At 46.5% G+C, this 18,170-nt stretch carries 13 protein-coding genes and 2 tRNA genes; 9 read left to right on the forward strand and 6 right to left on the reverse strand.

Annotation, left to right across the window (positions count from 1 at the left end; genetic code table 11):
- Nucleotides 1-54 precede the first annotated feature (54 nt).
- From BMW71_RS23970 to acnA, 5 genes are all read left to right on the forward strand, one after another.
- Nucleotides 55-1,218, forward strand: a complete 1,164-nt coding sequence (locus BMW71_RS23970) for a response regulator (protein WP_244891241.1) — start codon at nt 55-57, stop codon at nt 1,216-1,218.
- A 55-nt stretch (nt 1,219-1,273) separates the two neighbouring features.
- Nucleotides 1,274-2,071 (forward strand): MlaE family ABC transporter permease, encoded by a 798-nt coding sequence (locus tag BMW71_RS20105; RefSeq protein WP_092178065.1) that lies wholly within the window; start codon nt 1,274-1,276, stop codon nt 2,069-2,071.
- Between the two features lie 2 nt (nt 2,072-2,073).
- Nucleotides 2,074-2,826 (forward strand): ABC transporter ATP-binding protein, encoded by a 753-nt coding sequence (locus BMW71_RS20110; protein ID WP_092178067.1) that lies wholly within the window; start codon nt 2,074-2,076, stop codon nt 2,824-2,826.
- Nucleotides 2,823-3,797, forward strand: a complete 975-nt coding sequence (locus BMW71_RS20115) for an MlaD family protein (RefSeq protein WP_092178069.1) — start codon at nt 2,823-2,825, stop codon at nt 3,795-3,797. The genes BMW71_RS20110 and BMW71_RS20115 overlap by 4 nt, the downstream gene beginning before the upstream one ends.
- A gap of 135 nt (nt 3,798-3,932) precedes the next feature.
- Nucleotides 3,933-6,713: an aconitate hydratase AcnA gene (gene acnA, locus BMW71_RS20120; RefSeq protein ID WP_092178071.1), complete on the forward strand. Its 2,781-nt coding sequence runs from the start codon at nt 3,933-3,935 to the stop codon at nt 6,711-6,713.
- A 231-nt stretch (nt 6,714-6,944) separates the two neighbouring features.
- Here the strand turns inward: acnA and BMW71_RS20130 are convergent.
- Nucleotides 6,945-7,017 (reverse strand) — tRNA-Lys (locus tag BMW71_RS20130).
- A gap of 60 nt (nt 7,018-7,077) precedes the next feature.
- Nucleotides 7,078-7,151: transfer RNA gene (locus BMW71_RS20135), tRNA-Arg, on the reverse strand.
- 332 nt (nt 7,152-7,483) lie between these two features.
- On the opposite strand from BMW71_RS20135, the gene BMW71_RS20140 reads away from it, so the two are divergent.
- A complete protein-coding gene (locus BMW71_RS20140) occupies nt 7,484-8,938 on the forward strand; it encodes a DUF294 nucleotidyltransferase-like domain-containing protein (protein WP_092178208.1) in 1,455 nt (484 codons plus the stop codon).
- Nucleotides 8,939-9,035: 97 nt separating this feature from the next.
- A complete protein-coding gene (locus BMW71_RS20145; protein ID WP_092178075.1) occupies nt 9,036-10,367 on the forward strand; it encodes an MATE family efflux transporter in 1,332 nt (443 codons plus the stop codon).
- 925 nt (nt 10,368-11,292) lie between these two features.
- Here BMW71_RS20145 and BMW71_RS20150 read toward each other — a convergent pair.
- The 4 genes from BMW71_RS20150 to BMW71_RS20165 form a co-directional block, all read right to left on the reverse strand.
- Nucleotides 11,293-11,745 carry an Hsp20/alpha crystallin family protein gene (locus tag BMW71_RS20150; RefSeq protein ID WP_244891242.1) on the reverse strand — a complete coding sequence of 151 codons (453 nt, stop codon included), beginning with the start codon at nt 11,743-11,745 and terminating at the stop codon, nt 11,293-11,295.
- Nucleotides 11,746-11,861: 116 nt separating this feature from the next.
- Nucleotides 11,862-12,545, reverse strand: coding sequence for an ABC transporter ATP-binding protein (locus BMW71_RS20155; RefSeq protein WP_092178077.1), 684 nt, complete (start codon nt 12,543-12,545; stop codon nt 11,862-11,864).
- A gap of 1 nt (nt 12,546) precedes the next feature.
- Complete coding sequence (locus tag BMW71_RS20160) at nt 12,547-13,806, reverse strand: ABC transporter permease (RefSeq protein WP_092178079.1); 1,260 nt, start codon at nt 13,804-13,806, stop codon at nt 12,547-12,549.
- Nucleotides 13,803-14,885: an efflux RND transporter periplasmic adaptor subunit gene (locus BMW71_RS20165; protein ID WP_092178081.1), complete on the reverse strand. Its 1,083-nt coding sequence runs from the start codon at nt 14,883-14,885 to the stop codon at nt 13,803-13,805. Before BMW71_RS20165 ends, BMW71_RS20160 begins: the two co-directional genes overlap by 4 nt.
- A gap of 208 nt (nt 14,886-15,093) precedes the next feature.
- Here BMW71_RS20165 and BMW71_RS20170 point away from each other — a divergent pair, with 208 nt between their 5' ends.
- Both BMW71_RS20170 and BMW71_RS20175 read left to right on the forward strand, forming a co-directional pair.
- The gene (locus BMW71_RS20170; RefSeq protein ID WP_092178083.1) at nt 15,094-16,056 is read left to right on the forward strand and encodes a sensor histidine kinase; all 963 of its coding nucleotides are present in this window, start codon (nt 15,094-15,096) and stop codon (nt 16,054-16,056) included.
- Entirely contained in the window at nt 16,053-18,041 is a 1,989-nt protein-coding gene (locus BMW71_RS20175) for a PAS domain S-box protein (RefSeq protein WP_092178085.1), read from the forward strand. Before BMW71_RS20170 ends, BMW71_RS20175 begins: the two co-directional genes overlap by 4 nt.
- Nucleotides 18,042-18,170 lie beyond the last annotated feature (129 nt).

Here is an 18,170-nt window from a genome sequence, read left to right on the forward strand (position 1 = left end):
AGGTACTTTCGATATTGGGCGAAAATGTTTACCTTTAGCTCTTTGACATAGAAGATGAAACCAACAATTCATTCGGTTTGGCTAGTTGGGTTGACAGGTGGACTGGCGTTACTTGCATCTCCTTTTCTGATCCGAGATTTTCAATGGATTTCCTCTCAGGAAGACAGCTGGCAGTTCGTGCAGTTTTATGGTCTTTTTTCGGGAGGCTTGCTAGTGGTATTTTCCTGGATTTTCCTAACCTCACAAGTAAAAAAAAACGATCTGGCAGGAGGGATTTCCCACCAGATTTTCAATAAATTACCAAATTGTGTGTGGGTATTTTCATTAGCGAACCGAAAGGTGGAACTTTCCAATGAAATGGCAGATTCAATTTATGCACTTGCCAGCCGTCCGGACCCTTTCCAAAGTTTTCAGTCCCTATTTTTCACGTCCAAAATAGGGGCAAAGGTAGTCGATGGAGAGTACCACACCTTTCGAAATGTCGTGATGATTGATAAGTTTTACGAACCCCGGTATGTCGATCTTTTCAGTATTCCATTTACAAGTGTGCCGAAGCGCATGGTATTGGTAATGGCAGTGGACCACTCGGAAGTCCACCGTTCGTTGGATAAGATTCGAAAATTGTCGGATTCTTTACAACAACAGAATCAACAATTAAAAGAATTCTCCTTTATCAATTCTCATACCATCCGTTCGCATTTGACCAATATACTGGGCTTACTACAGGTAGAGGAGCAGGGTATTTCTGGCGATGCCCTGGCGATGTTGAAGGATGCGGCGGTCCGTTTGGACACCGAGATTCACCACATGAATGAATTATTGATGGATAAGGACCTAAAAACAAAAGAGGTGGAGCAAAAAGAGCAAACGATCGTATTTGTTGACGACGACAAAGTGCAGCACATGATCAATAAGCGGATTTTATTAAAGGTCAACGAAAAGCTGAAGTTGGTTTTTTTTGAAAACCCCTACGAGGCGCTGGATTGGCTGGAGAAAAATGCGGCAGACGTGGTATTACTCGATATCAACATGCCGGAAATGGACGGCTGGTATTTCTTGAATCTGATGGAGCAAAAAGGCATCAAGCGGGAAGTGAAAATGCTTACTTCCTCCCTGGACCCGGATGATCTGGAAAAAAGTAAGGGCTATAAACAAGTGACTGGCTTTTTAGTAAAACCCCTAAAAGATGAAAATATCGCCGAATTTTTGGCCAATTAGAAGTATAGCTTGATTTTTGTATTCGAATTATAGTTCCAACTAAAATCACCATGATATGTCGGGAGAGCCCACAAAAAAAGACAAAGTAATCAGCAAACGGATCGATCGGTTTTTTATCGGTTTGGAACGTGCCTACGATTTTGTCAAAAGGTTTTTTAAGGAAGTTTGGTTTCCGCCCTACGAGTTTAAAGAGGTAATTCGGCAATGTTACCAAATTGGCTACAACTCCCTACCCCTGATTTCGTTAACTGGATTTATCGTAGGGGTTGTATTCACGAATCAATCCAGACCATCGCTTTCGGAGTTTGGAGCCACGTCCTGGCTGCCGGCCCTGATATCCATCGCGGTGGTTCGGGCCATGGGCCCGCTGGTTACGGCCCTTATAGCCGCGGGTAAGGTCGGCTCCAGCATTGGTGCCGAAATCGGTTCGATGAAAGTAACCGAGCAAATTGATGCCATGGAGGTTTCGGCAACCAACCCCTTTAAATTCCTGGTCGTAACCCGCGTCCTTGCCAGTACCTTTATGATTCCTGTTTTGGTATTGTACACGGATTTTGTAGCGTTATTGGGAGCATTCGTAAATGTTCATTTCAACGAGTTGGTAAGTCTAAGCACGTTTTTTGTACAGGTGTTTGATGCGATTTCCTTTCTGGACGTTACTTCATCGATGGTAAAGTCCCTGTTTTTTGGCTTTACCATCGGGATCGTGGGCTGTTACAAGGGATACAATTCTACCAAGGGAACCGAAGGAGTGGGCAAGGCGGCCAATTCCGCGGTGGTGATGGCCATGTTTTTGATTTTCATTGAGGAGTTGCTCTCCTTGCAGGTAACCAATTTCTTTAGACAACTTTGACCATGAGAGAATCAGTAGTACAAGTTCGAAACCTGATCAAATCATTCGGAGACCTTCACGTTCTTAAGGGGGTCGATTTGGATCTATATCGAGGAGAAAACCTGGTAGTTCTCGGTAAGTCGGGCAGCGGCAAATCGGTTTTGATCAAAATCATGGTCGGCCTGCTGACGCAGGACGAAGGTTCGGTCAAGGTACTGGGGAAGGAAGTAAAAGACCTGAACTCCAGAAAGCTCAACGAACTTCGCCTGAAGATAGGCTTTTCGTTTCAGGCGAGTGCCTTGTACGATAGCATGACCGTGCGGGAAAACCTGGAATTTCCGCTGGTTCGAAACGTAAAGAACCTGAGTAAGGAAGAAAAAGATAAAAAGGTGGAGGAGGTGCTCGACAGTGTGGGTTTGCTGCAAACGATTAATCAAATGCCTTCCGAGCTTTCCGGCGGACAGCGGAAGCGAATAGGAATCGCCAGGACACTTATCTTGAAACCCGAGATCATGTTGTACGACGAGCCTACGGCAGGGTTGGATCCCATTACCTGCATGGACATAAACAATTTAATCAATCAGGTAAACGAAATGTACAAAACAACATCCATCATCATTACCCATGACCTTACCTGTGCGAAGGTGACCGGAGACCGCATGGCGGTACTGTTGGATGGGGTTTTTGGTGCGACTGGAAAGTTCGAAGAGGTATTTGAGTATGCCGAAGACGACAGAGTAAAATCATTTTATGACTATAATTTCATCAAGCAATGAGAAACGATAACAAAAAATCGGTTACCGTCGGCATATTTGTGCTGATTGGAATAATAATTTTGGTGACCGGGATACTTACATTGGGTGCGCAACAGAAAGCATTCGTGAGTAGCATTCGGGTATTTTCGGTTTTCGATGATGTGGGAGGATTGCAGCCAGGAAATAATGTGTGGTTTTCTGGTGTAAAAATCGGGACCGTCAAGAAAATTAACTTTTACGGAGAATCTCAGGTAGAGATCGAAATGAACATCGAATCCTCGTCCAAAGAGTACATAAAGAAAAACTCCAAAGCAACCATCAGTTCGGATGGCTTGATCGGTAATAAAATAATCGTCATCTACGGCGGGACGGGGCAAGGCCCCTCCATCGAAGAAGGAGACCGGTTGGATGCCGAGATGCCCCTGGATACCGACAAGATGATGGAGACCCTTCAGGTAAATAACAATAACCTGGTTTCCATTACAGAGGATTTGAAGGTGTTGACTCATAAGATAGCTAGCGGGGAAGGAATTGTGGGTGCAGTGCTTACCGATAGCCTGCTTGTGCAAAACTTCAAGCAGATCATGGTCAATCTCGAGCGTACGGCTGCGAATAGCACCCGGATGACGGCCGAGTTGGCTGATTTTTCCAGGCAGCTCAATCAAAAAGGCGGACTCATCGATGAATTATTGACCGATACAACCGTTTTTGCCAGCTTAAAGTCCACCGTTCTCGATTTGGAAGCGACCGGCAGGCAGGTAAGCGATGTCTCGGAAAACTTTAAATCGGTGAGCGAAAACCTTCAGGATTCAGACAATGCCCTGGGGATGTTGCTGAATGACGAACAATTTGCCGCCTACCTCAAAAACACCATGGTCAATCTCGATACCGGAACGGTGCGCTTAAACGAGACCCTCGAGGCATTGCGCTACAACTGGCTGTTTCGGGGATCTTTCCGAAAGATGGAAAAGGCAAAAGACAAAGCCGAATAGTGGGGGGATGTTCCCGGCTTACAGGCGCAGATTTGCTTCGAAATTCGCCAAAAATAACCTATATTAGTGGTATTGGAAACCGAAAGCGGTTCCAGATTACGTAAACTCTTTTTTATCATTTAACCAATACAACGCATGGCTAATGATCCATATCAAATAAAGAAGAAATTACCATCTCCCAAAGGTGACCTGACTTACTGGAGTCTGGAAGCCTTACAGCAAAAGGGATACCCGATTAACAAACTACCTTTCTCCATTCGCATTCTTCTCGAAAATGCGCTTAGGAATTTTGATGATTTTGCTATTACCCAAGAAAACATAGAAACCCTGCTGAATTGGAAGCCGCAGGCTTCGGATAAAGACATTCCCTACAAGCCAGCCAGGGTATTGATGCAGGATTTTACCGGCGTGCCCGCGGTGGTGGACATTGCCTCACTTCGGGCGGAAGCCGTTCGAAAGGGAAAAGATCCGGAAAAAATCAACCCTTTGATTCCGGTAGATTTGGTGGTGGATCATTCCGTACAAGTGGATTTTTTCGGTACCAATTATTCGTACAAGAGAAACGTAGATGTAGAATACGAACGCAACGGTGAGCGGTACGAATTTCTAAAGTGGGCGCAAAAATCGTTTCATAATTTTTCCGTGGTTCCGCCCGGAATGGGTATTTGCCATCAGGTCAATCTCGAATACCTGGCCCAGGGGGTCATCGCCAGGGACGGAAACGTTTTCCCAGACACGCTGGTAGGTACCGATTCCCACACCCCCATGGTCAACGGGATAGGTGTAGTCGGATGGGGAGTAGGCGGGATTGAAGCGGAAGCCGCCCTATTGGGCCAGCCCATTTATTTCATCATGCCGGAAGTAGTGGGTCTGCGACTTACAGGTGCCCTTCCCCTGGGTACTACTGCCACCGATATGGTGCTAACCATTACGGAATTACTCCGCCGACAGCGTGTCGTGGGAAAGTTTGTGGAGGTATTTGGACCCGGGTTGGATGGGTTATCCGTTCCGGACAGGGCCACGATCGCCAATATGTCTCCGGAATTTGGGTGTACGGTGACCTATTTTCCCATCGATGACCGCACATTGGACTACATGTCCCGTACGAACCGTTCACGGGAGCAAATCGAACTCGTGGAAACCTATGCAAAAGCCAACATGCTGTGGCGGGCTAATGAAGACGACATCAACTATTCCACCGTGGTTGAGTTGGATCTGGGTACCGTCGAACCCACCGTCTCTGGGCCGAAGCGTCCGCAAGATAAGATCCTCATGCGCGAATTTAAGGACAAATTTGGCGCGTTGCTAAAGGAGGTACATGGCAGGGATTACATTCCTATCAACAAACGAGATGTTGGAAGATGGTACACAGAAGGGGGAGGCAATCAGCCAGTGGAAACACCCGATCCGAGTGGAGAGAAGGAGGTAGAGATTGAAACAAAGGTTAAAAACGGTTTAAAAACCGTTATGGTGCAATTGAATAACGAAGAATTTGCGCTTCATGACGGTTCGGTGGTAATTGCTGCCATCACTTCCTGTACCAATACCTCAAACCCCAGTGTGATGATCGGCGCGGGACTTGTGGCGCGAAAAGCAAGAGAACGGGGCTTGGACGTAAAACCATGGGTCAAAACCTCTCTCGCTCCTGGCTCCAAGGTAGTGACCGATTACCTGAGGCATTCCGAATTACTCGATGATTTGGAAGCCCTGCGCTTCCACGTGGTTGGCTACGGCTGTACCAGTTGTATCGGCAATTCGGGACCCTTACCGGTCCATATCGCCAAAGCAGTTGAGGAAAATGATCTGGTCGTCGCTTCGGTCCTTTCCGGAAACAGAAATTTTGAAGCACGAGTACACCCGCAGGTAAAAATGAACTACCTCATGTCGCCCATGTTGGTGGTGGCGTACGCATTGGCCGGCAGGGTGGATGTGGACCTCAATAACGAACCCCTTGGGTACGATCCCAATCTGGAACCCGTTTACCTAAAAGACATCTGGCCGTCCAACGAAGAAATATTCGAAGTAGCCAATAGGGTGCTTTCTCCAAACGATTACAAGAAAAATTACGGGGAAATCTTTGAAGGAAACGAACAGTGGCGCAGCCTCAAAGCGCCCGAAGACAAGGTGTACCAATGGTCGGATTCTTCTACCTACATCAAAGAGGCACCCTTCTTTAACGGTATCGCTGAGGAGATAGCTGCGGCAGCTGACATTGTCGACGGAAGGGTTCTACTAAAATTGGGAGACTCCATCACCACCGACCATATTTCTCCAGCAGGATCGTTTTCACCTTCATCGCCCGCCGGCAAGTACCTCATCGCAAAAGGTGTGGACCAAAGTATGTTTAATTCGTATGGTTCCAGAAGAGGGAACGATGAGGTCATGGTTCGGGGAACTTTTGCCAATGTACGGATCAAGAATCAGCTAACCTCAAAGGAGGGAGGCTATACGGTTCACATGCCTTCTGGTGAGGAAATGACAGTTTTTGATGCATCTGAGCGCTACCGAAGCGAACAGGTGCCCCTTTTGGTACTTGCGGGCAAAGAATACGGTAGCGGTTCTTCCAGAGATTGGGCAGCCAAGGGTACCTCACTTCTGGGGATCAAAGGGGTCATTGCCGAAAGTTACGAGCGAATACACCGGTCCAATCTTGTCGGAATGGGGGTCTTACCCATGCAGTTTGCGGAGGGGCAAACCGCTGAAAGCCTGGGACTGACCGGAAAGGAACAAATTTCTATCGAAGGGATAAAGGACGGGCTGAGTCCTTTAAAAGTGCTAAAAGCGACCGCAATCAAAGACGACGGAAGTTTGATCAATTTTGATGTCATTGCCAGACTGGATTCGGCCGTCGAAATTGAGTATTACAAAAACGGCGGCATTTTGCATTACGTCTTACGCCAATTTTTGAAATCCTGACACGAAGCAATTAAAAAAAGCAGCTACCGATTTGTTGGTAGCTGCTTTTTTATTTTCCGGATTCCAGTAAGCGAAAAAGGCACCCCTGAATCCTACCACCGGAATTTTTCTGGATATGAGTCCCCTGCTAATTTCAGCCCAGCCGGGGTGCCCCATGCACTTCTCGCAGTGACGAGACGAGGTGGGGAAATAAAAAATCCTGCGAATTCTCACAGGATTTTTATATGGGTGTGATCCCGCTGGGGTTCGAACCCAGGACCCTAACATTAAAAGTGTTATGCTCTACCAGCTGAGCTACGGAATCAATTGCTTTGCATTAGTGTACACAACGTCTTTTTACGTTTCAGGTACTCCTAACTGGCTGTGATCCTGTCAGGACTCGAACCTGAAACCTACTGCTTAGAAGGCAGTTGCTCTATCCGGTTGAGCTACAGGACCTTTTTTGCTGTTTACTTACTGTCTACTCCTGGACCTGAACCCTTGCCGACCCAGAGGATGCGCTATCCGGTTGCGCTACAGGACCTTTTTTTGGTCACATCCAGCCGGTAATGCTTCTTCCAAAACGCCCCATTCAAAATGGGGTGAGGCTTACTCAGCGGTAGCGATGGAACCGTTGTCTGTAAACAGAAACAGGCTTTTCAGCCTGTCTGGGAGTGCTTTTTTCAAAAGCTTGTGCAAATGTAAGGCGGTTTTTTTTAATTACAAATAGTAATTGGCAATTACTTTTTAATTACTCAAAGGGATTACGGATCTTTACAAAAAAAGTGGATATGACGCAGGAGCCATTAAGCCCTATTGATGACTTTTATGTCAGGACTGTCGGTGATATTCCTTTGAAGGAAATTCTATTTTGCCTGCCCGATACACCGGTATCGAAAGCGGCTAGCCTGATGCGGGATGAAAAATCCAGCTGTCTTTTTGTAGGTACGGGGAGCGGGGATATTCAGGGGGTGATTACCGATATTACGCTACGCGACAACGTTCTGGCAGCCGGTTTGTCATCGGAAACCCCGGTGTATCAGATCATGGACCCAACGCTGGTTTCGATCGAGCGGGAAGCATTTGTGTACGAGGCCCTGTTGTTGATGTTTCGGACCAAGAGCAGGTACCTGCTCGTGACGGAGCAGGGTGCCTACGTAGGTGTCACGAGCCGGAATAAAATACTGACGATCCAATCCCAGTCTCCCTTTGTTTTTATCCAATCTGTAAAACTCGCGGTGGGCAAGGAAGAGCTCCACGATAAGTGGAAGCAGGTACCGGGAATTGTAGACCAACTGATTCAGCGCGGCGTCCGGGCCGAGATCATCAATCAGATTATTTCGACCATTGCCGATTCCATTGCGTTGCGGGTTATTGAGCAGGTAATCAAGGAAAAAGGGTCTCCGCCGGCGAAATTTGTATTTTTTGTGCTGGGAAGTGAGGGGAGGAAGGAACAAACGTTGAAAACAGATCAGGACAATGCGATCATTTACGAAGACAAAGCAAACGAGCAACGGGAATTGGTGCGCTCCTATTTTTTGGACATGTCCCGGGCTGTTTCCGACCGATTGGACGAGATTGGATTTAACTACTGCAAGGGAGGGTTTATGGCCAGCAATCCCAAGTGGACTCATTCTCTTTCTCATTGGAAAGCCAATTATGCCGGTTGGTTTCAGGAGTCCTCGATGGAAACCGTAATGACCTACGGAACGTTTTTTGATTGCAGGCCTATTTACGGTGATTTTTCACTGCTTCAGGGGTTAAAGAATTTTATGGACGAGCAGCTGCAGCACCCCTTGGAGCGGTTTTTCTTCAATATGGCTCAAAATACCTTGCAATACGATCCACAGTTGACCTGGCTGCGTAACATTCGCACGTTCAAGGTAGAAAAGGAGCAGGTATTTGATATAAAAAAAGCCATGACACCCATGGTCGATGCCATCCGTTTGTACGCCTTAGCCAACCGGGTTTTTGAAACCAATACGGGTAAACGCCTGAAAATTCTGACGAAAAAAGGCGTCTTTTCTGCAAAGGAGGCCGAAGAGCTTTACCAGGGCTACTATTACTTAATGGGCCTTCGTTTGGAAAAACAAGCAATAGCCGTTATCCGCGAGCGAAAAGACCCGGTGAATTACATTAAGATCAGTAGTTTGACTAAAGTTCAGGCCGTCACCATCAAGGAAATATTCAAGGTGATCAGGGATCTGCAGCTGAAAGTGAAAATTCAATTTACCAAAACTTTTTAGGTGTTCCTGTAATTGAGGTTCATCCATTGAGATAAAATCGGTAATTTGCCCGGATAAATCATTTCAGGGATTTCCTTTTTTGTGAAATTCTCATCTTATGGAAAAAAACAACCATACTTTTGGTCATTCGCCCATTGGTAAATTACTGCTGCAACAAGCGGTCCCGGCCGCTGTCGGCATTTTGGTTTTGTCTATTTACGGGATAGTTGACACGATTTTTGTCGGACGTTTTGTGGGTTCCATCGGCATCGCCACCATTACTGTGGTCCTGCCGATTACCTTTTTGATTTCTAGTATTGGCATGTCCATCGGGGTAGGGGGAGCCTCTGTCATTTCCAGGGCTTTTGGCGATGGAAACGAAGCGAGGGCATTCTCTACCTTTGGAAACCAAATTGGCATGACCCTAACCCTGGCGATTCTATTTGTTGGGCTGGGATTTCTATTTGCAGATGAGATTTTACAGCTTTTTGGAGGGAAAGGCGAGGTACTTGAGCCTGCCAAATCGTATTTCAACATCATTCTGATTGGTATTCCCTTCCTTGCCTGGGCCATGATGAGCAATAACGTGATTCGCGCTGAAGGGTACCCGAAGGTGGCCATGTATACCTTAATTGTTCCGGCGGTTTTTAACATAATCTTGGATCCGATATTCATCGTGTGGCTGGATATGGGCTTAGAGGGAGCTGCCTGGGCTACGACCATCTCTTACATCGCCAGCGCCGCCTATACCTTGTGGTTCTTTTTGTTTGGAAAATCCATCATGAAGGTGAAGGCTTCCTGGTTTACACCGGATCTTGGTCTGGCCAAAGAGATTGCAGCACTAGGGGCAGTAACGCTGGCAAGGCAGGGAATGGTGAGTGTTTTAGCGATTGTACTAAACAACGAACTTTTCAACTATGGAGGTGAGATGGGACTGTCGGTTTATGGGGTTATCAACCGGGTCATGATGTTCGCCAATTTCCCTGTATTGGGGATCACGCAGGGATTTGTGCCCATCGCGGGATACAACTATGGAGCAAAGCTGAACGAACGTGTTCACAAAGCCATTCGTCTGGCACTTCGTGCTTCCAGTCTGATCGCTCTGCTTATTTTTGTGCTGATCATGAGCTTTACGGGCTCCCTGGTCCAGATATTTACTTCGGACGAAACCCTGATTCTAGAAACGATACCCGCGATGCGAAAAGCATTTTTAGCGACCCCCTTGCTGGCGTTTAGTCTGATTGGTAGTGCGTATTTTCAAGCCATTGGAAAGCCAAAGTCTGCCTTATTGCTGGCGTTGAGCAAGCAAGGTATCTTTCTTGTTCCCCTGGTGATTGTATTGCCGATATTTTTCGGATTGGAGGGGATTTGGTACTCCTTCCCCCTGGCAGATACCGGAGCTGCCGCCATTTCCTATTTTTACCTCAAGAAGGGCAGCGACGCACTTTAGGCTGCCGTAATACCAGGTTTTTTGACTAGCAATTGAAAGTATCCGTACACGGTGTAAAGGGAAAGGTACGTTTTATACCCAAAATGTCCCGTATGTTTCCAGTACGATGGCATTTCGGTAAGATCTAAACACCTGATTTCGAGCTGTTTTTCATAAAAAACTGTCTAAATCGTCAATCCAGACTCATTTAGCTGGGTAGCGAGGAGGGGAAAGGTTTGGCAGTCTCGCTAAGTTGGAAGTTCCCACGGCTTTCTCGATTCAAACCAATGCCTTGTAACGACGGCTTTTTGACAAATTTCCACCCCGATCTCGGATTAATAGCTTTGTCTTTTGCCATCGCAAATGGCCTTTTGGGGATTGCGCTACTCAATTAGTGTAGATTCTCAAGTAAAAGGGTGTAGCGAATACTAGAGCCAGCAGGTTCTCCTCTGTCGATATAGGATCGATCGAATGACTCTATCTCCGGAAGCGTTTTTCTTGCATGGCATGCAATTCCGGTTCAACCCCTTCCAGGGTTGGAGCTAATTGGAGGTCAACGAGCCGTGGGTTGCTCCCACGGTTATTTTTGTTCAGGCCCTTCAGGCCTGCATTTGCAGAGTGAAGTATCAACAGGCAGAAACCGCATATAAAGAAAATAACTTTTCTTTAGCCCAACCCGATGAAGTGAAGTCCGCTATCACTTCTCCCAAAAAAAGCTCCTATTCGACTCCGTAGCTAGTGGGGCTTCAACAACAATAATCCGGGGCTTATGAGCCAATCGACCCTTCCTGCAGCCCGGGAGAGGGTTGAATATTTTTTTCCAAAAATACCCGGAATCAACTACAAAACCGTTCAAACGAACCCACTTGCCATCTATTAAAATCTTACTCAGGTTAACCGTATAAAAAAAAGCCCCGACCAAACGGTCGAAGCCTTTTCACTAGACCTAACCAACTTTAATAGTCTTTGCAGGCGGTGCTTCTGCCGATTTCACCTTTGGAAGCTGAAGGTGCAAGATGCCGTTTTCGTACCTGGCACTGATTCCTTCTTCGTCAATGTTGGCGGGCAAATTAAACGACCGCTTAATAGAGGAATACGAGAATTCCCTTCGCTTCATTTCTCCTTTTTCCGCTGCCTCTTTTTTTTCTTCCCTTTCTGCTTGCAGTGTCAGCATGCCATCGCTGCAATCGATCTTGAAATCTTTTTTTTCGAAACCGGGTGCTGCGACTTCCACCTGAAAGTCACTTTCATTTTCTTTAATATTTACTGAGGGGATTTCAAATTTTGATTCCCCATCGTAAAACCGCTTGCTCCATTCTGGCAGATTCTCTGACTCAAAAAAGTCAGAAAAAGTGCGGGGCCAGAAGTTGTCTCTAAATTTGACTGGACTTTTCATCATTCGCTTTTTTAGATACTGGAAATGCATTTTTTACACAACTAATGTAAGAAATCAGTGCCCTTTCCTCTATGACAAAAGTCACAGAAAGCGCTGATGTTTATCAAAAATTTAGGGATTTATTGGGCAATGATGTTTCCGTCTTCCATTTCGATGGTGCGATCGGTCTTTTCGGCAAATTCCGGGTCGTGCGTAACAATCAGCAAGGTTTGATTGAACTCGGTTGCCAATTCTTTAAAAATCCCAAAAACAATGTCGCTGTTTTTTTTGTCCAGATTGCCAGAGGGTTCGTCTCCCATGATGATTAGGGGATCGTTGATAAGTGCTCGTGCGATGGCTACGCGTTGTTTTTGGCCACCGGAGAGTTGGTATGCTTTTTTCAGGGCATGCTCTTCCATGCCGAAAATTCGCAGTTTTTCCATGGCGTTTACCTCCAGCGCTTCCCGGCCCAGTTTACCCAGTTTGAGCCCGGGTATCAAGACATTTTCCAACACCGAAAATTCATTCAATAGGTAGTGGAACTGAAAAACAAACCCGATTTTTTCGTTCCTGATTTTGGAAAGGTATTCCGGAGGTTTGCCGGTGATCATCTCCTGATCAATTAGGAGCTGTCCCTGATAGCTGGTATCCATGGTGGATAAAATGTACAGCAGGGTTGATTTGCCGCAGCCGGACTTACCCATAACCGAGACAAATTCTCCCCGATTGATGGTAAAAGAGATTTTTTTGAGTACTTGTGTTTTTTGAGGGCTGTAGAAATACTTATCGATATTCCTGGCCTCCAATACCAGTTGTTTCGCCATCCTATTTTCCTCTGATGATTTCTACCGGATCCACGGCACTTGCTTTTCTGGCGGGAAAATACCCCGCCAGGTAGGTGGTAATTAAACTAAATATCCCCCCAATGATGTAATACCGGGGATTAAAGTCCACGGGAAAGGTTTTGATGGTAGGTAGCGCTTCGGTTTCAAAAGGCAGCCGGTCAATACCAAGGCCTGCCAGGTATCCCAGCATCAACCCAACGGTGCCACCAACGACTCCGATGATCAGGGCAATGATAATAAAAATAATGTTTACATCCCTTCCAGAAAAGCCGATCGCCTTCAGTATGGCGATGGTGTCCATCTTTTCGTAAATCATCATGTTCAATATATTGTAAATCCCAAAGCCGGAAACAATGAGCAAGGTAATTCCTACCGCATAACTGATCAGGTTTCGGATTTCCGTACCGGTTTCAAATTGGGCGTTTACCGTCTGAATATCATCCGCCGTCACCCGGAAAAGTGCCTCGTAGTCCTTCGCCATGGGGGGAGCGAGGTCCAGTTCGTGCAGCTTCACCTGTATATCGGTAATGTAGGAAGGGGGTTCGCCGAGCATTTTTTGGACCGTTTGTAGGGAAGCGTAGCTTTGTACGTTGTCAAGGTCACCCAGGCCCGACTGGTAATAGCCTACTACCTTTAGCTGTACCCGATCTCCCCGAGCGGTGGTGGCCTGAATCACGTCTCCTATCGTTGCCAGCATGCGGTCGGCTGCACCTTTTCCCAGAATGATGCCATTATTGGTTTGGTCCAGGTCGCTACCATTTCCTTCCGTGACGTAATCGGCAAAGGAAAAAAGCGCGTTCTCTGCCTGAACGTCAATCCCGTTGATGGTACCGCTGATATCGCTTGTACCAACATTAAAAAAGACCTGAGTGGAGACCTTTGGTGCGACTCCGAGTACCCGATTGTCTGCCTGTAGGGTTTCGATGATGGCGGCACTGTTGTAGATGCGTAGCCGGCTGCTGTTGGGTTTGATCGTTCGGATGGTATTTTCGAAATCCCGGTAGCTTTCCGAAAGGTCGATGGGTTGATCCGGATTCGGTTTGATTTCGTTGTAAAAACGGATATGCGGCGTACGATTCAATACCAACCCGTCCAGCAGTTGATTCAGCCCATTCATAAAACCCAAAAGCGCCACAAACATCGTGATGCTAAAGGTGACCCCCACTGCGGCGACCATCGTTTGCTTGAGTCTTGCCAGCATCAGGGACCGGGCGATTTGTATCAACAAGCCGTATTTCATGGCTTGATTAGCGCTGCGTTTTCATCGATACCACCGATTATTTCTGTATGGCGGTAATTTTTTATTCCGGTTTGTACCTCGATGGTGTCCCCATCGGCGGTAATCACCTGATTGTTTTTAAATACAAAGGAACTGGGAACCAGTAGCGCATTTTCCTTCACCTCGATGACGATATTAGCCTCCAGACTAAGGTTCGGGTAGAGGGTTGGTGGCTGGTTCACAAAGCTGGCTTCCACCACAAAACTTTTGTTTCCCGAGTCCATCATGGGATGAATTTTTGAGATCCGGGCATCAAATACCTCGCCCCTGTAGCTATCCAGGCTTACTTTTACCTCTTGCCCCATCTGTACTTGGGAGATGTCGTACTCGTCCACGAGCAACTCCAACAAAAATTCCTTTTCATCTCCCAGGACGGCAACCGGCGTCTGCGAATTCACCAATTCCCCGCGTTCAACGTAGAGCGCATATACCTTGCCTTGTATGTCGCTTTTCACATCCAGGTCCTCTGCGGCAGCGGCGGCAATTTCGAAGTTTTTTGTGGCGGTGGTTTCATTATGGGCCAACTCCCGACGGAGGGTCTCTTTTTGTAGCCGGAGTCCTGCCAACTCCGTTTTGGTTTGCTCGTAGCTCAGCGTACGTTGTTCCAACTCCAGGTCGGTGCCGATACCTTGTTTTTTGAGGCGATTTTGCCTTTCCACCATAACCGAATCCTGTACCAGCCGGGCTTCTGCAAGCTCGATCCGGACTTCTAGGTCCTGAATTTTTTCCAGATTGTTTTTTTTATCGGCAAAGGCCTTGGTAAGGGAAGCAATTTCCCGGTTGAGTAGGGCGGTTTCGTTTCGCACGGAAAACAATACGGCACCCGGTTCTACAAGATCGCCTTCCTGGACGTAAACTTCCTGAATGGTGCCACTGGCAGTTGGTTTTACTTCGTATTGATTTTTACTCACCACTTTCCCCGAGGCGTATACCGACAAGGTAATATCCTGACGCTCCGGTACGGCTGTTTCGACAGTGCTGCCGCAGGATAGCATGGCCAATAACGCGAAGATACACGTACAAGAAACCGGAATAGACATGGTATGAAGATTCGATTAAGTGCTCGATTTTCTGTAGCAAGTTACTGGAATTTTCCGTTCTGATAAAAGGAGAAATGAAAAAATACCTGTTACCTTTGGATTAAATTTGGTGTAGTTTTCTTTTGTAGTCAATTTAGTTTTGTATTTTCAACCACAGGTTCAAAAAGTGTGAGAGAGAAGTTCCGGTTGGAGCTAACCGTTCAGGAAAATGGCAGCGAGTAAAAAGATTTCCATTATTTATGTGGTGATAGGTATTCTTTGGATTTTTGGCAGCGATAAATTGATGCTTTTGGTGGGCGATCAGCTGGATGAAACGCAGCTGGCGCAGTTGCAGCTGGCAAAGGGTGTGTTTTTTGTGCTACTGACAGGGCTTCTCTTGTATATGTTGATAAAGAAGCAGTATCGCTACCTGGACCGAAAAGTCAAAGAGTTGGAACTCACCAATTCCAAATTGGAAGAAGAGCGGTTGAAATCAGAACATGCCAAAAACCAACTGGATCAATTTATTTTGGTTGCGGCAAATGATCTGGCGGGCCCCGTCAGACAAAGTCAGGGGTTTTTGGAACTATTTATTCGGAAAAACGAAGCCAACCTACCGGATAAATCCATGTCTTTTTTACGGCTTACGTTGGATAATTTTATTCGAATTAAGGGAGTGATTCAGGATTTGGTGACGTTTTCTCAGCTTTCGGAAAAAGAAACGACGCATGAGAAGGTGGATCTAAACGAAGTGCTGGAGAAAGTGATTCACTTGAATTCAAAAAAGATACGGGAGCACAACATACATTTACGCAAGGAGGTGCTTCCAATTGTAAAGGGTGATTTTCAGCGGTTTACCCAGCTGTTTGATCATTTATTGAACAATGCGGTCAAATTCAGAAATCCGGAGCGAATTTTACGCGTATCGGTGAGTGCTACCCGAGCGGGAGATATCCACACCCTTGCCGTACAGGACAACGGAAAGGGGATTGCGCCCGAATACCTACCGCGGATATTTTACGTTTTGCAACGCTACGACGATGGATTTATCAAGCGGGGTACCGGTATGGGATTGGCCATCTGTAAAAAAATTGTAGAAGATGTAGGAGGTAAAATCTGGGCCACCTCCGTACCGGGTGAGGGTAGTACATTTTTCATCTCATTCAAAGCCCACGAATTTTTTCAGCCATGAAGAACAGTACCGGATATTCGATCGATCTATTGTCGGTCTTTGAAAATGCGAAAGTCGGAATTGCATTTGTCGATTCCGAGGGCAAATGGGAACGAGGAAATGCCAATTTTTTGCGGGTGACGGGTTATACCGAAAAGGAATTAACCGGGCGTAATTGGGACGATATTTTTGAGAAAAAAGATGCTAATTCCGGATTTAATGCGATCAAGGCGAATTCGTTAACCCGGCTCTCTCCCTTTGAACTAAAAGTGATCCGAATTGATGAAAGGCAGGTTTGGTTGAATGTGTTTTTGATGCCATTACAAAACAGCCACTTTGCATGCATAGCGGAAGATATTAGCCGGGAAGTGATATTTAAGGAACTCGACCAGTTGGAGCGAAATGTCTTGGAAAAGAATGCGCTCTCCTATTATACCCTGGAAGAGGTTTTGGATGAGTTTATCCTGGGCTTGGAGCAAATCTTTCCCGATATGATTTGCTCGCTGATGAGGGTGGTCGATCAGCAGGTATATTGTTGGGCATCTAGACGGCTTCCGGAAGCCTACTTAAATGCAATAAACGGGGCCCCTATTGGCCCTAAAGCAGGTTCTTGTGGTACCGCCGCCTTCTTGAAGACCGCCGTACTAGTTTCTGATATTTCCACAGATTTTCGGTGGGAGGACTACAAATCATTGGCGCTAACTTACGGGTTGCAAGCCTGTTGGTCCCATCCGATCATCTCAGCATCTGACAAGGTATTGGCAACCTTTGCCATTTACTACAAAAAGAAAAAATCGCCCGAACCGATGGAACTGGATTTCATTGACAGGTCCAGCAAAATTCTGGCTATAATTCTGGAAAATCACGAAAACATTAAATCCCTGAAGCAAAGTGATCAGCGGTTTCAGTATGTACGAGAAGCTACTTCCGAAGCTATATGGGATGCGGATTTGCCAAAGGGCACTGTCGTTTGGAGTCAAGGCTACCATACCCTCTTTGGTCACCCCCATCAGGAAGAGGAAATGCCCGGTAGTTCCTGGTCCGACTTTATCCACCCCGATGATTTCGAGGAAGTCACGAGCAGCATTCAGAAAATCATCGACGGTCGGAAAAAAACCTGGACCATGGAATATCGTTTCCGTAAAGCGGACGGAAATTACCTTCGGGTCGAGGATAAAGGGCTGGTAATAAGGGATCAGAAAGGCGTGCCGCTGCGGATGGTAGGAGCCATGCGAGACGTATCTGCCCAATACGAATACCGAAGCTCGCTGGAAGAGTTAAACAAGATTCTCGCAGCCAGCACCCGGGACCTGGAAGCTACCAATGCCGAGTTGGAACGGTACGCATACATCGCCTCGCATCACCTGCAAGAACCGCTTCGGATGGTTATTGGCTTTATGGATAAACTCGATCGCTCCCAACACCATCAGTTGGATGAAAAGTCCCGAAAGTACCTCTTATTTGCCCGAAGCGGAGCCGAACACATGCGCAAGCAGATTCTTGATTTGCTCGAGTATTCTACAATTGGAAGAGAGGAACAGAAACTTCAAGCCCAATGGTTGGAAAGCGCTGAACTGGTAAACGACATACTAGTGGAAAATCAGGCCTATTTGGAACAAACCGCTGCTCGGGTACGCGTCGGAGAATTGCCTCGAATCTGGGGAAATAAAAAGCGGTTGTTCCAGGTTTTTCAACACCTGATTCTCAACGGGATTACGTACCAAGCGCCCATGCGGACGGCAGAAGTCGAACTCAGCAGTTTTACCAAAAAGGGAAAGGTTGTTTTCTGCGTGCAGGATAATGGATTGGGGATCGACAAAGCGTACCACGAAAAAATATTCTTGCTCTTTCAACGGCTTCATGGTCGGGACGAATTTTCCGGAACAGGCACGGGTTTGCCCATTTGCAAAAAAATCATCGAAAATCACGGAGGCACCATCTGGTTGGAATCAGCACCGGACAAGGGCAGTAAATTTTACTTTTCGATCCCCGAGGGGCCGGCATAGGAATGCATTTGGGTTCAAAAATACAGGAGTTGGTCCCGAGAATAAATCAAACCTTTCCGCTGTATAAAAACATGTAGGGTTTTAGTTGTATTTAAAAAAGAAATCTATTTTTTTTAATTAAATTGCCGG

Source organism: Cyclobacterium xiamenense (assembly GCF_900109255.1).
Taxonomy (GTDB): domain Bacteria; phylum Bacteroidota; class Bacteroidia; order Cytophagales; family Cyclobacteriaceae; genus Cyclobacterium; species Cyclobacterium xiamenense.